Annotated in this window: 13 protein-coding genes; 6 read left to right on the top strand and 7 right to left on the bottom strand. The window is 46.7% G+C overall.

What is annotated here, in order from left to right; genetic code table 11:
* Positions 1-36: 36 nt before the first annotated feature.
* Together SHEWMR4_RS03485 and SHEWMR4_RS03480 are read right to left on the bottom strand one after the other, a co-directional pair.
* Positions 37-864: a molybdate ABC transporter substrate-binding protein gene (locus SHEWMR4_RS03485; protein WP_011621465.1), complete on the bottom strand. Its 828-nt coding sequence runs from the start codon at positions 862-864 to the stop codon at positions 37-39.
* Positions 865-1,103: 239 nt separating this feature from the next.
* Complete coding sequence (locus SHEWMR4_RS03480; RefSeq protein WP_011621464.1) at positions 1,104-1,796, bottom strand: OmpA family protein; 693 nt, start codon at positions 1,794-1,796, stop codon at positions 1,104-1,106.
* A 655-nt stretch (positions 1,797-2,451) separates the two neighbouring features.
* Between SHEWMR4_RS03480 and SHEWMR4_RS03475 the strand changes: the two genes are divergently transcribed.
* Positions 2,452-2,685 carry a transposase gene (locus tag SHEWMR4_RS03475; protein ID WP_011621463.1) on the top strand — a complete coding sequence of 78 codons (234 nt, stop codon included), beginning with the start codon at positions 2,452-2,454 and terminating at the stop codon, positions 2,683-2,685.
* Positions 2,686-3,413: 728 nt separating this feature from the next.
* On the opposite strand, the gene SHEWMR4_RS03470 is transcribed toward SHEWMR4_RS03475, so the two are convergent.
* Together SHEWMR4_RS03470 and SHEWMR4_RS03465 are read right to left on the bottom strand one after the other, a co-directional pair.
* Positions 3,414-4,271, bottom strand: coding sequence for a PA4780 family RIO1-like protein kinase (locus SHEWMR4_RS03470; RefSeq protein ID WP_011621462.1), 858 nt, complete (start codon positions 4,269-4,271; stop codon positions 3,414-3,416).
* 270 nt (positions 4,272-4,541) lie between these two features.
* Entirely contained in the window at positions 4,542-4,877 is a 336-nt protein-coding gene (locus SHEWMR4_RS03465; protein WP_227499227.1) for a hypothetical protein, read from the bottom strand.
* Positions 4,878-5,083: 206 nt separating this feature from the next.
* Here SHEWMR4_RS03465 and SHEWMR4_RS03460 point away from each other — a divergent pair, with 206 nt between their 5' ends.
* Positions 5,084-5,632 carry a DUF2799 domain-containing protein gene (locus SHEWMR4_RS03460; RefSeq protein WP_011621460.1) on the top strand — a complete coding sequence of 183 codons (549 nt, stop codon included), beginning with the start codon at positions 5,084-5,086 and terminating at the stop codon, positions 5,630-5,632.
* Positions 5,633-5,684: 52 nt separating this feature from the next.
* Here SHEWMR4_RS03460 and SHEWMR4_RS03455 read toward each other — a convergent pair whose 3' ends face one another.
* Positions 5,685-6,455: a phosphatase PAP2 family protein gene (locus SHEWMR4_RS03455; RefSeq protein ID WP_011621459.1), complete on the bottom strand. Its 771-nt coding sequence runs from the start codon at positions 6,453-6,455 to the stop codon at positions 5,685-5,687.
* Between the two features lie 205 nt (positions 6,456-6,660).
* Between SHEWMR4_RS03455 and SHEWMR4_RS03450 the strand changes: the two genes are divergently transcribed.
* Positions 6,661-8,595, top strand: coding sequence for an EAL domain-containing protein (locus SHEWMR4_RS03450; protein WP_011621458.1), 1,935 nt, complete (start codon positions 6,661-6,663; stop codon positions 8,593-8,595).
* 150 nt (positions 8,596-8,745) lie between these two features.
* Here SHEWMR4_RS03450 and nrfA read toward each other — a convergent pair whose 3' ends face one another.
* A complete protein-coding gene (nrfA, locus tag SHEWMR4_RS03445) occupies positions 8,746-10,149 on the bottom strand; it encodes an ammonia-forming nitrite reductase cytochrome c552 subunit (RefSeq protein WP_041408688.1) in 1,404 nt (467 codons plus the stop codon).
* 243 nt (positions 10,150-10,392) lie between these two features.
* Here nrfA and narQ point away from each other — a divergent pair, with 243 nt between their 5' ends.
* Both narQ and SHEWMR4_RS03435 read left to right on the top strand, forming a co-directional pair.
* Positions 10,393-12,189 (top strand): nitrate/nitrite two-component system sensor histidine kinase NarQ, encoded by a 1,797-nt coding sequence (gene narQ / locus SHEWMR4_RS03440; RefSeq protein WP_011621456.1) that lies wholly within the window; start codon positions 10,393-10,395, stop codon positions 12,187-12,189.
* Positions 12,182-12,811, top strand: a complete 630-nt coding sequence (locus SHEWMR4_RS03435; protein ID WP_011621455.1) for a response regulator — start codon at positions 12,182-12,184, stop codon at positions 12,809-12,811. The genes narQ and SHEWMR4_RS03435 overlap by 8 nt, the downstream gene beginning before the upstream one ends.
* An 89-nt stretch (positions 12,812-12,900) precedes the next feature.
* Here SHEWMR4_RS03435 and SHEWMR4_RS03430 read toward each other — a convergent pair whose 3' ends face one another.
* A complete protein-coding gene (locus SHEWMR4_RS03430; RefSeq protein ID WP_011621454.1) occupies positions 12,901-13,275 on the bottom strand; it encodes a YacL family protein in 375 nt (124 codons plus the stop codon).
* A 180-nt stretch (positions 13,276-13,455) separates the two neighbouring features.
* Here SHEWMR4_RS03430 and SHEWMR4_RS03425 point away from each other — a divergent pair, with 180 nt between their 5' ends.
* Positions 13,456-14,421: a zinc transporter ZntB gene (locus SHEWMR4_RS03425; protein WP_041408686.1), complete on the top strand. Its 966-nt coding sequence runs from the start codon at positions 13,456-13,458 to the stop codon at positions 14,419-14,421.
* The last annotated feature ends 53 nt before the right edge of the window (positions 14,422-14,474 follow it).

Here is a 14,474-nt window from a genome sequence, read left to right as displayed (position 1 = left end):
TGAATGAACAGATATTTAATACGATTGGTATAACCACTATTTTTTAGGTGGCTGAAAGCCATAGCCCGTTAAAATCGCTTGTCCCTCAGGGGATAAAATAAACTCGGCCAGAGGCGCGGCCGCACTATTGGCATCCTTTAACACCAATAAGCCATAGTCGGCGCCAACGGCTAACTCTGGCGGTAAATCGACAATCTTGAGGCTCGGCACTTCTTTTTGTGCCAGCACCGCATTGGTGCAATAGGTTAAGAACACGTCCGCCTGCTTATTTTCCATCACCCAAGCATAGGGATTGCGATCTTTGGGCGGTTTAGCACTCTCAGGCCCACCCGTTAGCTGCAATGCTTTGGTTTCTAATGTGGTTTTTGCATTAGCTTTTAAGGCCTCGGCTTTCGCAAACACGGCCCAAGCATAATCCCCCGCGGGATCGGCTTTTGGCGTTGATGTCCCAAGCTTTATTTGCGGCGCGAGCAGGGTGTCTAATAAGTTCGCACTGGTGAGTGGTACATCCGCCTGGGCAATGGCACAGAGCTGGTTACGGGCAAACATTTGCACCTGTTGACCCGCTCCCGCATCGACTAAGGCCTGCGGGTGTTTCATATTCGCCGAAGCGAAGATATCCACTCGCTCACCCTCTTGGATCCGCTTGAGTAGTAGGCCTGAAGGCGCATATTGCGCCGCGACTTTAGCGTCAGATTTCGCTTGATAAGCGGCAATAATATCGTTCATCGCCGCCTTTAAACTACCTGCGGCCCTGAGTTCAATAGGGGCTGTCGCTGCAGTGTTCATTGGCGCACCTTGTACCATTCCCGCCATCAATGTCGACCCTAAACTGATTGCTAACACTAAACCCTGTTTTGCCATGCTGTTATCTCCGTTTGCACAGGAAAATGTCCTAGTGCATACAAGACGGCAAAACCTTTAGCGGATCAAGTATTACCGCTACTGGATAAATTCAAATCGGGACGATTGTGGCCAAGATCACTTAAGTTGTTTAGGTGAATGGACAAATTGTCCCCGAATGCAACATGTTGCCTAATGCAAAGAGTCACCGAGTGCAGAGAGTAAAAAGTCGCCCGTAGGCGACTCTTATTTTATGGAAATTATTGCCCCGTTGGGGTTAACACAATTTCCACTCGACGGTTTTGCGCGCGACCTGCGGCATTCGCATTCGATGCGATAGGACTCGCCTCACCCATGCCCTTAGATTTAACGCGAGCAGAAGCCACGCCTTTGCTCATCAGGTAGTTGCCCACCTCGCTGGCACGGACTTGTGATAAACGTAGGTTGTAAGAATCTGAGCCGCTGCTATCGGTGTAACCTAATACGTTCAGTTGAGTCTTACTGTATTCCTTGGCCACCAGCGCCACTGAGTTAAGTACACGCTTAGCGCCATCACTCAGCTCAGTTTGGTCAACACCAAAGGTCACTTCGTTTGGCATATTGAGAATAATATTGTCACCGTCGCGGGTCACACTCACGCCTGTCGAGGCCAGTTGTTGGCGCAGTTTGGTTTCTTGCACATCCATGTAGTAACCAATACCACCACCGACGGCGGCGCCTGAGGCGGCACCAATTAAGGCACCTTTACCGCGATCGCTCTTGCTTGAGGACGCAACCCCAACAGCCGCGCCAGCAACCGCACCAATTAAGGCACCCGTCGTTGCTTTTGCCGTTTGTTGCTCATTGGTATAGGGATTGACTGTAGAACAGCCAGACGCAATCAAGGCGCCTGTCACCACAACAATCGCAAGCTTAGATGCTGGCAGTGATTTGATCAGAGAAGGCTTCATCATTTATGACCTCATAACATGATTGATGATGGTATTTGCCCGCCAAAAGGCAAAGGGCGTGGCAAGTCGCCAAAGGACACCATAAAAAATCGCAGTATATAAGCATTCTCTTTTGAGACAATCTTTAATCGCTTCTTTGCTCAGTTTATGACTGATTCAATCGAAAACAACACTAAATAAAAACATCTTAATATCATCTAGATAACATTTAGAGTAAAAGCACTGAAATAGTGCAAGCTGCACCGTTTCAGACATGGCTTTAAAAAGTCACCGTTTGAAACATTTTAATAAGTTTATGATTTTTAATATAAATAAAAATTTATAAATGTTGGCACGGATTTTACATACTAATAAATAGGTAGAAGAGCAGAGGCGCTCAATGCCACTCACTCAACACCTTATGTAAGCTGTTTGACATCAATGGACGTTAATCTAAGTGCCCGTTGTGAGGCATGTAATCGAAGCACAATCCCTAAGTGGATTGAGGAGAATAGAGATGAAACATCTGATGAAACTTATTAGTCATTGTCGCCACGAATGGTTGTCCCTGCGCCACCTAGGACATAGCCAGTGGGATATAGAACAGCGTCATTAATCACCAAGGAAAGCACCGAAAGAACCAGCAAGCAGACAGAACATAGAGTAAGAGGGATAACCCATGGGAATCGCCAATCATAGTCTTAAACCTGACGTTATTTTTGAAGTGAAAGTCAAAGGCAGATTACTCTCTGATGTCGCACGACAGTACGGTATTTCGGCTAAAGCGGTTTACCAATGGGTAAGGGAAAGTGAGCAACAGCCGCAGCAAAGGGAGTGCGCTTTAATCTCTGAAATTGCGCAGTTGCAGAAACGCATTAAACAGCTAAACAGTGAATTACGCACTATAGGTTGAGGTAACCTCGCCCAGTGCCCTTATCGACAAGGCCGGACCCCATTGCATATTGCCCTGTAGGTCTAACTCGGTATGAAAGTTGTGCTAAAAACAATAATAACAGCGCCCTTTTACGTCCGGCCTTGTCATCCAATTAATTGGATTAGCAATAAATAACAGTTTAGACAGGGTCGGATGGGTATCTATTATCGCTCCCCAACGACCTAAGATATAAATCGTACAAAATAACAATAATAACTGTGCTGTTTACTGTCCGGCTCTGTCAACTTAATGCTTAAAGGGTATGCAATAGCAAAAGAGGAAAGGTTTTGACAAGGCTTTAGAGGGAGCTATCTCCCCCAAAGATCAAATATGTGAATTGTGCTCCCCCAAGTCACGAACATATTACCCTCTTGGGTCTTGTCCTTTTATTCACGGATCAATGACGATCCAGCGCTAGACTAGGATAGCGCGCCACGGATGGCTGTGTTGCTTGCAACACCAAAGGTTTCGGCAAGGCTCGAGGGAGTTGTCTCCCCCAAAGATTAATATGTCGATAGGGCTCTGTGACCCATCAATATATTTCTCCCTTCGGTCTTGTCCTTTTATTGAGTGGTTCAATGGAAAGGAAGGGGCTAAGTGCCCATGCCAAGGATGGCAATGCCACAGGCTTTAAAATCAGTCCCAAAATAATTAATCCCAATAAAAAAGACGCTCATAAGGCGTCTATTTTATTGAAGAATATTTCACTAATAATCTTCATTGGCTTCTTGAAGTCGCAGCTTACGTTCCTGTGCTTCATCGTAGGCAGCTTGGATCTCATCTAACACTGAATTGACATCGGCATCGACTAAGACCTCGGTGAACTTGCCTGTTAATTGGGTATCAGGTTTTAATTCACCCGCTTCAAATAACGCCCACATTTCTTTTGCATATTGTGTCTTGAGCAGCTCTGGGGCGTACTGGCCATAATATTGCGTCATGTTATTAACGTCACGCTCCAGCATCCATTTCGCATGGTTGTTGGCCGCGGCATCGACTGCCTGAGGTAAATCGATGATCACTGGGCCATCGGCATCGACTAGGACGTTAAATTCGGATAAATCGCCATGGACCAAACCGGCACAAAGCATACGTTTAACATATATCATCACCAAAGCGTGATCACGCATGGCCTGCTCAGCGCTGAGGCTCACGTCATTAAGACGGGGCGCAACATGGCCTTCGCTGTCGGTCACTAATTCCATCAATAACACGCCATCGAAACAACCAAATGGCGTCGGCACTCTCACTCCCGCATGGGCTAAACGGAACAGCGCATCCACTTCTGAATTTTGCCAGGCTTCTTCCATTTGTTCGCGGCCAAATTTAGAGCCTTTTTCCATTGCCCGAGCACGGCGACTATTACGGACCTTACGGCCCTCTTGGTAAACCACCGCCTGCTTAAAACTGCGTTTATCCGCCTCTTTATATACCTTAGCGCAGCGAATATCCTCACCACAGCGTACCACGTACACTGTAGCCTCTTTACCGCTCATCAACTGGCTAATGACTTCGTCAACCAGTCCTTCATCAACCAGAGGTTGGATTCGTTTAGGAGTTTTCATACCGACCTTATACCTTAGTTAGGCGTAAGATGGAATGTGCCGGACAAATCTTCATATAAAAGCAACCTTTTAAAGATGATAGATAAAAAGATTCAGTGAAAAATACCTCGCTTCAGTAAAAACTAAAGCACCTAGCTTAGGAACACAATAGCAAAACGCAGTAGATTTAAAGTCAGTAAACTTGCTGAAAATGTCCCCTCATGACCCAGCCATAGCTTTAAGAAACACTTGGATTGATTTATATCACAAGATACTGAAGTTAATAGTGATTTATACAAAGAGTGCGATCACACTGCCAACTGTTGCGGCGGCTTTGAGTAACTGCCCTGCTTTGTAATAGCCTTGAGCCTCATCTTGGGGCGATGCTTCCTGCTCACTCGTATGTTCACAACCCTGTGGCTCGGCCAATCCAAGCGCGCCATGGGCAAAGGATTGCAGGACACCGACCTCTGTCGTGGCATTATGAGCGCTCGATTCTTGAGATTCAGTGCCACTCTTAAGCTCCGTCTTCAGCTCTTTTGCAGGCGCAGAAGTCGTCACTGTGTGTGGTACAGACCGTTTTGTGCCCAAGAGCGAGCTATCTGATGGAGGTAGCAAAACCTGCATAAGCATGTCCAATACAATGGGTTAAAAATTAAAACTAATATTAACTCAATACCTTAGCATTATTGCATCGAGTAAGTTGTGACTGAGCAAGGAAAAGCCAGCCACAGTATTGTGCAGGGTAACCGTATTGTGGGCGCAATATAGCGCTGGCTCTGCTCTCACCTAAGCTTTATGCTGATGCCATTTTGTGACTATCCGATCCTAGAATGCGTTATCTTAACCTTGCTTTAGCTCTCACCGCCCTTTCCCTCACCCAATGCACTAGCCTCTCACTCGAAGAATGCCGAGATAATGATTGGTATACCACAGGCTTAGCCGATGGCAATCGAGGCGCCAACGCGAGTCTGCTCAATCAATATCAGCAGGATTGTCATGAGTTTAACCTCAAGGTGGACGCAGCCCAATGGCAACAAGGGTACCAACAGGGGCTTATCAGCTATTGTCTGCCCGAAAATGGCTACCGCGTGGGCTTAGCAGGGGAAAATTACTCTGGCGTTTGTAGCAATAATCAGTTTGTTGAGCGTTATAACCAAGGACACGAGCAATATTTGGTGAATAAACGTCTGGCCGAAATTGCCGACCGCTTAAATGCTATCGATATCCAGCTCAGTAGTATCAACAACAAGCTGAACAATCTCACCGATAAAGCCGATCTGCTGCGGCAGAAGAACATCCTATTGAACGAGAAAAACCATCTCCTCGACGAAAGACTCAGATTGCGTCAAGGCGATATCCGCTTTGAGTTTCGCTTCTAAGCTTTCGCCTCAGACTAGCTTGAGGGATAAGAGTGACTTGAGGAATAAGCCATCACTTAGAGATGGCTTCTTTAGTATTGATAATACTGATTTGGTTGGCGACTTTAATCTTTTTAACCTTGGGCACACGAAGGAAGAAGCCATAGTAGAGCAAGCTGGCGGATGTCCAGGCAATTGCCAAACTCCAGAGATCATGGCTCAAAAAGTGGGCACCACGCAGCTCCTGCGCAAAACCAAACACCGCGCCTAATACTATCCCAAAGATGAGTCCCGCTTTGGCATAAGCTGGGCGGTATTCCTTCAACACATAATAGCTTGCTACCCAAGCAAAACCACCACTCGAATGTCCACCGGGGAAACACTGACCAAACGCGGCGCCATCAGGCAAGCGAGCAAACAGGGATGAGTGCAGCATACGACCACCAAACTCAATCACATCCCAAGGGCAAGTCATATGGGTGAAATTTTTGCCAAGGCGCACTAACACCACGCTGGCCAGCACACTGCAGAATAAATAGATAAAGCCTTTACGGTAAGGGCGAAGTCTGTTGACGCGAAAGCTTAAACCAATACAGCTAACCACGACAACGGCAAGCAAAATAACCAGGTTTCGCCCAGTGACATGCAGCAAATTCTCAGTCAACCAATGGCCACGCAGTGGCCAAGAATCGACACCACCCTGCCAGTGAAATAACATGCTGGCGAATCGCATATCGGCATGGGTCAATTCGAGCCAAAAAATAATCACCGCAAACACGAGCCAAGGTGCAAGCAAATGTCCCTTTGCGAAGCTGAAAAATGTCGTCCTAACATTACTTTTCATATTGTGATGCACTTAATTATCCACTAGCCAAAAATACCCAGCACCAGACTACGGGCGAATTCTTATCAAAAGCTTAAGAAACACAAAACACCGCAATTAACATACCATTTACAAATTAAAGCAAACTTAATTGTTTCGGTAAACTCACGCTGAGATAAAAAGACTATAGTTTATAAACAACAATGTGCTTTCGGATGAGCCTCAAATGCCCTACAAGTTTGCCCTTCAACAATCTCAAAGAGAGCGCTTATTCGCAGATATGGCGATTGATACAGATAAGATTACTGTACCGCCTGAAATGCTAGAAAATTGGCAACAAACCTTAGATCTACTCTCCGAGATTGTGGATACGCCCGCCGCGCTTATTATGCGTGTCCACCCTACAGAGATTGAAGTATTCGTCTCGAGCCATAGCTTGGGAAATCCCTACAAACCCCACGATAAAGACCATTTAGGCCATGGTCTTTATTGCGAAACCGTGATGAAAGAATGTCGAGAGCTCCATATTCCCAATGCCTTGAAAGACGCCAATTGGGATAAAAACCCCGACATCAAGCTAGGGATGATTGCCTATTGCGGCCTCCCCTTACACTGGCCCGATAGCAGCACCTTCGGCACTATTTGTATGCTCGACAGCAAGGAGCATAACTACAGTCAGCAGTTCCGCAGTTTGCTAGCACGGTTTCAAAATGCCATCGAAGCCAATTTGATCACCCTGTACCAACAAGCTAAATTGCAGCTCCATAACCAGCAACTCGAGCAAAAAGTACAGCAGCGAACCCACGAGCTCGCTGAACTCAGTGCCAAGCTAATCCGCGAAATCGAAACACGTACCACGACCGAAAGCTCACTTGAGTACCATAAGAGCTACGATCCGCTGACTGGCCTCCCCAACAGGCTCAATCTACTCAACACTTTGGCTAGAATGCTGGAAGAGATTAACCGTAAAGAAAAAATCTCAGTGTTTTACCTAGGTCTACGTAACTTCAAATCCATCAATGACAGCTATGGTTACCTTATCGGCGATAAGATATTGACCATCTTGAGCCAGCGATTACAGCATTGCACAGACGGCCATACCTTTATTGCCCGCATCGCAGGGGCGGAGTTTGTTCTCGTACAAGCCCACAAGCCCTCTCAGCGCGAAACCAATAAACTACTTAATCAGATAATCAACTGCTGCAATGCCCCCTTTGGCATTGCAGACTTTGTGATCACTACGCCTTCTTCGATTGGCATAGCACAGGCCCCAAGCGATGGTATCGATGCCGCGGTTTTGCTACAAAAAGCGGGCGCCGCCATGACCATCAGCAAGGCCGAAGGCATACCCTATAGCTTTTTCAATCAAGATACTCAAACCGCACTTCGTCAGCGTTATCAACTCGAGTCTCGCTTAGTCGACGCACTGCAAAAAAACGAACTCAGCCTGCAATATCAACCCTTTATTGAACTAAAAACCCACAAGGTCATTGGCGCAGAAGCGCTACTACGTTGGCATAATCCGGTGTTGGGTCAAGTCTCTCCAGACCGATTTATCGCCTTAGCCGAGCGTAATGGGCAAATCATGGAGATAGGCAACTTCGTCCTGCACAGCGCCATTAAGCAAGCCGCTGACTGGTGCCAAATGTTGCAGCGGGACTTTAAAATCGCCATCAATATCTCCCCGGTGCAAATGCGTAATCCTCGCTTTGTTGAACATATTGCCGAGCTATTAACCTTATACCAATTACCCGCCACCGCGCTGGAGCTGGAGATCACCGAGGGCATGTTGTTACAGGACGAACACTTAGCCCATAAGGCCATTATCCAGTTGCAGGAACTGGGGATCCGCATCTCACTCGATGACTTTGGCACCGGCTACTCTTCATTAAGCTATCTGCAGAAGTACTCCTTCAATACCTTAAAAATCGACCGCTGCTTTATCAGCAAACTCGAAAACAGCGAACAAGACAGAGAGTTAACTAAGGCCATCATAGCGATTGGCAAAAAACTCAAACTACAGGTGATTGCCGAAGGCGTCGAAAACCCAAATCAGGACAGTTTTATCCGCAGTGAAGACTGCGATTTAGGGCAAGGCTATCTATATGGCAAACCCGTCACACCTGAACAATTTGAGCGTGATTTCATCGGTAAGCCTTAAGCAAATGCATTGATGGGTTAACTAAGACATATTGCTCTGAGATAAAAGCTAAGCAACTGATTTTATAAGACGCATAGGCAATAAAAAAAGCCCCCGTAACCTAAGTTGCGGGGGCTTTGCTATGAGGGGTTAGCTCATATTCAACAGGAATTACTTATAAGTTGCTTCGCGTTTTTTCGCTTCTGCATCCCACTTAGGTAACATGTCTTTCTTGAATGCTTCTTTCTCTGCATTCATCTTGTCCATGTCCATACCCAGAGCTGCCTGAGCTTTGGCTTTAGTGGAGATATCAGGGATAGCAACAGCATCAGTCACGCCTTTCTTCGCCAGTAATTGGGCTAATTTCACACGGGCATCGGCCGCTTTATCAACCGCAGTACCTAGGATACGCAGTGCTTCTTCTGGAGCGTGAGCCGCTACACCGTGAGAAGCAATCGCGAAGTCCCAGCGCCATTGAGCATGACGGATATCAGTCAGGATTGGCTTCATTTCGGCTTCAGTTGCACCTACTTCCCACGCTTTAGCCGCTTCGAAGTGTGCTTTCACTAATTGACCTTCGGCACGTGCTTTCAGCTCTTTCACTTTGGCATAACGTTCTTTAGTGATGCCTTCTAAGAACTCTTTGCTTTGGCTATGGCAAGTTGCACAGGTTTCATCGAAGCGATCGAATGGGTTACCCACTTTATGATCTGTGTACTTACGACCTTTGTCGTTAGTCACTTTAGGCATGTGACAGTCAACACAGCTCACATCGTTCTTACCGTGTACGCCCATTTTCCAGGTTTCATAACCAGGGTGCTGCGCCTTCAACATTGGGGTTTTAGACAGTGAATGAGTCCAGTCAGAGAACTCGATAGCGTCGTAGTAAGCTTCCATTTGTTCAACAGTAGTACCTGAATCCCAAGGGAATTTTACGAAGCCTTTACGATCATCTTTCTTCTCGAAGTAGTATTCAACGTGACACTGACCGCAAACCATAGATTGCTTGTCTTTCTTCGAGGCTTTGTCGAATGGAGTGCCTAATGCTTCCATACCACGTTCAGCGAATGGGCGTGAAATACGCAGTTTTGGCGTGCCTTTTTCGTGGCAGTCGCTACAACCGATTGTGTTCACCACTTCTGGGCCACCTTTAGCCCACTTGCCTTTGAAGTAACCATCTTCACCTTGTTCTTCAATCAGGCGAGGTACGTCAGGGCTCTTACAGCTCCAACATGCCATTGGCATTGGACCATCTTCGGCGTTGGTAGGTGCGCCAGTACGTAGGGTGTTACGCACGTCGGTCACAGCATACATATGGCCGCGTGGTGCGTTGTAGTCTTTAGCAAAACCATAACCAGCCCACAGAATCACTAAGCTTGGATCGCCCGCTAATGCATCGGTGATCTCTTCGCTTTTCGCTGTGTCATGCCAGCTATTATATTGATTAGCAAACTTGTCTTTATATACTTCGTTGCGAGGCTCGGTCTTATCGCTCGCCATCGCACCCGCAGCCATGAAGCTCGCGGCTACCAATGCACTGAGTGCAAAGGACTTACCTGTCATCTTCTTCATCATCTCATCTCCGTGTTGCATTATTTTAATAAATCACGACATCTCCAAGGCCAAAGTTAGTGGCTTAAACCCACCAAAGACATACCTCTTAGGGGGTATCTAGAGCGAAGTTTGCGCTAGATCAAAATGTAATAGTGTTGTTGTTCACACTTTTATGTTTTTGTTAATGTAATACATTATTTTCTAATGTAAAAAACACGACTAAAGAGCCGTTAAATCAATGGCCATATATTAGGTAATGGACATATGAAACGAGGCAGCCTTACCTCCAAAATACTGGGTTTAATGTTAGTACTGATTTTGCTTTCTAGCAGCCTAGCCATCTTCGCAATCATCAATTTGTCTTACAGCTTAGGCGATGCAAAGGCCATCAATGCCTCGGGTTCACTGCGGATGCAAAGCTATCGCCTGATGTTTTATGCCAATTCAGGCAGTGAAGCCGCCCAAGAAAAAATTGCCGAGTTTGAAAACACTCTGCATTCCGAGGCGCTGCAACCATCAAACAGCTGGTTCAGCCCGAAAAAAATCGCCGAACAGTATCAGCTCGTTATCGATAAATGGCTGGTCATGAAGTACTACATTGAGCAGGAAAACTCCCGCGACTACGCCGCCTCGCTCAAGGACTTTGTCGATACTATCGATTTATTAGTGCTCGAAATGGAGCACCATGCCGCCTTCAAGTTGCGCCTCCTTGCCGCGAGCCAGATTTTTGGGCTTGGGCTGATGCTCGTTATCGCTTTTCTCGCGGTACGTTTTACCAAGCGCAAAGTCGTAGTGCCCTTGCAGCAGTTAATGGAATCGGCCAATACCATTTCCAAGGGCAACTTCGAGATAGAAATGCCCGAGACTGAATATATCGAGCTCACCGCCCTAACCCATGCGCTGCAAAAAACCGCACGCGAGCTGGCAACCCTGTATAGCAACTTAGAATCCCAAGTCGCCGAAAAGACCCTAGCACTCACTAGGGCAAACAATGAGCTAGCATTTTTATACGATAACCTATTGACACTTAATGCCAAAAAGCTGGACTACAAGGCGCTCAAGGCGGCGTTGAATCAATTGAAGGACTATGAGTCTATCGACCATTTAAGACTGATCATTCAGTACCCAGAGCAAGAGCTAGAAGTGGTTGAAGCTGATGGCGGCTGGCCGGAAACGACTCCCCTTTGCACCCGCTTTCCATTGCAATTTGAGCAGGCCGACTTAGGTTACTTAGAACTGATTTCGGCGCAGGATACCAATACGCCGCTGTTTAAAAACTTTGCCATCATGCTCACCCGCTCCATCGTTATCCATAACGCCACCGAGCAGCGTCAACAACTGGCCTTGATGGAAGAACGTGGGGTTATCGCCAGAGAGTTACACGACTCCCTCGGCCAAGTTCTGTCTTTCCTCAAAATTCAAATTAGTTTGCTACGCAAAAACTTGGATCATAGCTGTCGCAGTCCTGCGGTGGAGAATCAACTGACGGAGATAAACGAAGGGGTGAGTACAGCCTATGTACAGCTCAGGGAGTTATTATCCACCTTCAGATTAACCATTAAGGAACCGAATCTGAAGAACGCGATGGAAGCCATGCTAGAGCAGCTTAGGGCCAATACCGATATCAAGATCCACCTCGATTACAAACTTTCGCCCCAATGGCTCGAGGCCAAGCAGCATATCCACATTCTGCAGATCACCCGTGAGGCCACACTCAATGCCATCAAGCATGCGAATGCCAGTCGGGTCATCATTCGCTGTTATAAAGATGACAATGGTATGGTCAATATCAGCGTCAGTGATAACGGCATAGGGATTGGTTATCTTAAAGAACGAGATCAACACTTTGGCATAGGGATAATGCACGAACGCGCAAGTAAATTAGGCGGAACTGTTGTATTTAGTAGCAATGATACGCACACTAATAGCAAGGGAATTGCCGAACAACTAGACCAAGAAAACTCGGAGATGTCCTTAACACCTAATAACAAATCCAATTTGTCTCAGGGAACCAAAGTTACATTAGTTTTCCCTTCTCAACAGGAGCCTACACATGGGTAAGCCTTATTCAGTCCTAGTGGTCGATGACCATCCTCTTCTTCGCAAAGGGATCTGCCAACTGATCGCATCCGATCCTGACTTTAGTCTCTTCGGTGAAGTGGGCGGTGGCTTAGATGCCTTAAGCGCCGTAGCCACCGATGAGCCCGATATTGTACTGCTCGATCTGAATATGAAGGGAATGACTGGGCTCGATACCCTCAATGCCATGCGCCAGGAAGGCGTGACATCAAGGATAGTGATCCTCACCGTTTCCGATGCAAAACAAGATGTTATTCGACTACTGCGCGCGGGCGCCGATGGTTATTTACTGAAAGATACCGAACCGGATCTGCTGCTCGATAAGCTCAAAAATGCCATGTTGGGCCACAGAGTGATCAGCGACGAAGTCGAAGAATATCTGTACGAGCTTAAAAATGCCGCCGATGAACAGGAATGGATCTCAAGCCTCACACCAAGGGAGCTACAGATCCTGCAACAACTGGCGGAAGGGTTAAGCAACCGGATGATTTCAGAGCACTTACATATCAGTGAAGGCACAGTAAAAGTACACGTGAAAAATCTGCTGCGTAAGGCCAATGCTAAATCGAGAACCGAAATGGCAGTAAGGTATCTGAATAACTAATGCTGAAACCTCATGATTAAACGCAAGGTTAAAAATAACAAAGGCAATCAATAGATTGCCTTTGTTATATCGAGATTAAAAGGGCTTAGCTAGCGCCCTTTTTCCACAAACTCATACCAACTTAACAGGGCTTCCTCTAAATCCTCTAAGCCACAATAGGCTTCTGATTCCGCATCGTAGAGTGACATCGATTCTTCGAGCTCATATTCCTGCTCAAATCCTAGAGCATTGGCATAAATCCGCGCCTGTTCTTCATCGAGATCTAGGGTGAGATCGCCACCAATCAGACGCCAAGAATCTCGCTTGCCCGCTTGAATATCTTTGATAATATCGAGCACTTGTTGAATTTTGGCTAACTCTGGCCCCAACTCTTCCGAAAACCATTGGCCCAGCACCTCATGGTCCATACTAAAGCTGGCTAGATAAGTGCCCGTCAAACTATTGCGCCGAAATTCATATTCCATTTTATCTTCTCAATGCATCACAACTATGGCTAATTTTAATCTATTTCATCATAAGTTGCTTGACCAGCAATTTAGGCCCGAGAAGTGAGGCAATTATCAGCACAAACGACGCCTATACTTCATTTTCGCAACGAAATCAGTTAGCTTGAATCCATGATTGAGTAAGAGATGGAATGCGATATGCACGATGGATTTATCTACAGCTTAGTGCTTAGTGGCGCTCAGGCAGGTTCAACCTTAAGCCCAGAAGAGCTTGAAAACTGGGATCCTAAGGATGGACTGATCTGGATACACCTACGTTATCGCCATAAAAAAGCCCGTCATTGGGTGCTAAACAGCGGCCTAAATAAAGTCGAAACCGATGCCCTTCTGGCCCAAGATACCCGCCCACGGGCCGTGTTTGCAGGTGAAGGCGTCTTGCTGGCCCTGCGCGGGGTAAACTTAAACCCCAATTCGGCCCCCGAAGACATGGTTGCAGTGCGAATTTACGCCGACAAACAACGGATTATCTCAACCTGTGATCGCGAGCTACTCTCGGTTAAAGATGTTGCAGAACTCATTATGGAAGGCGCCGGTCCCACCACCACAGGGGACTTTATCCTTGCGGTTTGCGAAAGACTCACCACCCGTAAAGTGGATTTTATCGACACCCTTGAAGAGCAACTTTCTGAGTTAGAAGAACAAGTTGTCTCTGGCAATGTAAAAGATTTACGCACAGATATCGCCGAGCTACGCAGGCAAACCGTGGCGCTGCGCCGTTATTTAGGCCCGCAGAAAGAAGCTTACGCCAAGATGCTCTCGGATCAATTTGTGCTGTTTAATGAATCCGAAAGACTCAAGATGCGCGAAACCACAGATAAGCTGATCCGCACCATTGAAGACTTAGACGCCCTGCGCGATAGGGCCAATGTGACCCAGGAAGAATTACTCAGTCAACAATCGGAGCAACTAAACAAGCGCTTGTATTTCTTATCCTTAGTCTCGGCAATCTTCTTACCGCTGGGCTTTTTGACCGGATTGCTTGGGGTCAATATTGGTGGCATTCCCGGTGCCGATAATGCTTGGGCTTTTGCGACCTTCTGCGGCATTCTTATCTCGCTGGTCGCCCTGCAAATGGCACTCTTCTATCGCTTTAAGTGGTTGTAGACTGGAATAAAAAACGCCAATCTTATGATTGGCGTTTTGTTTTACCCATTGCC

This window comes from Shewanella sp. MR-4, assembly GCF_000014685.1.
GTDB lineage: Bacteria > Pseudomonadota > Gammaproteobacteria > Enterobacterales > Shewanellaceae > Shewanella.
Note: the sequence above shows the minus strand (reverse complement) of the source record. Positions and strands in the feature narration are given on the sequence as shown.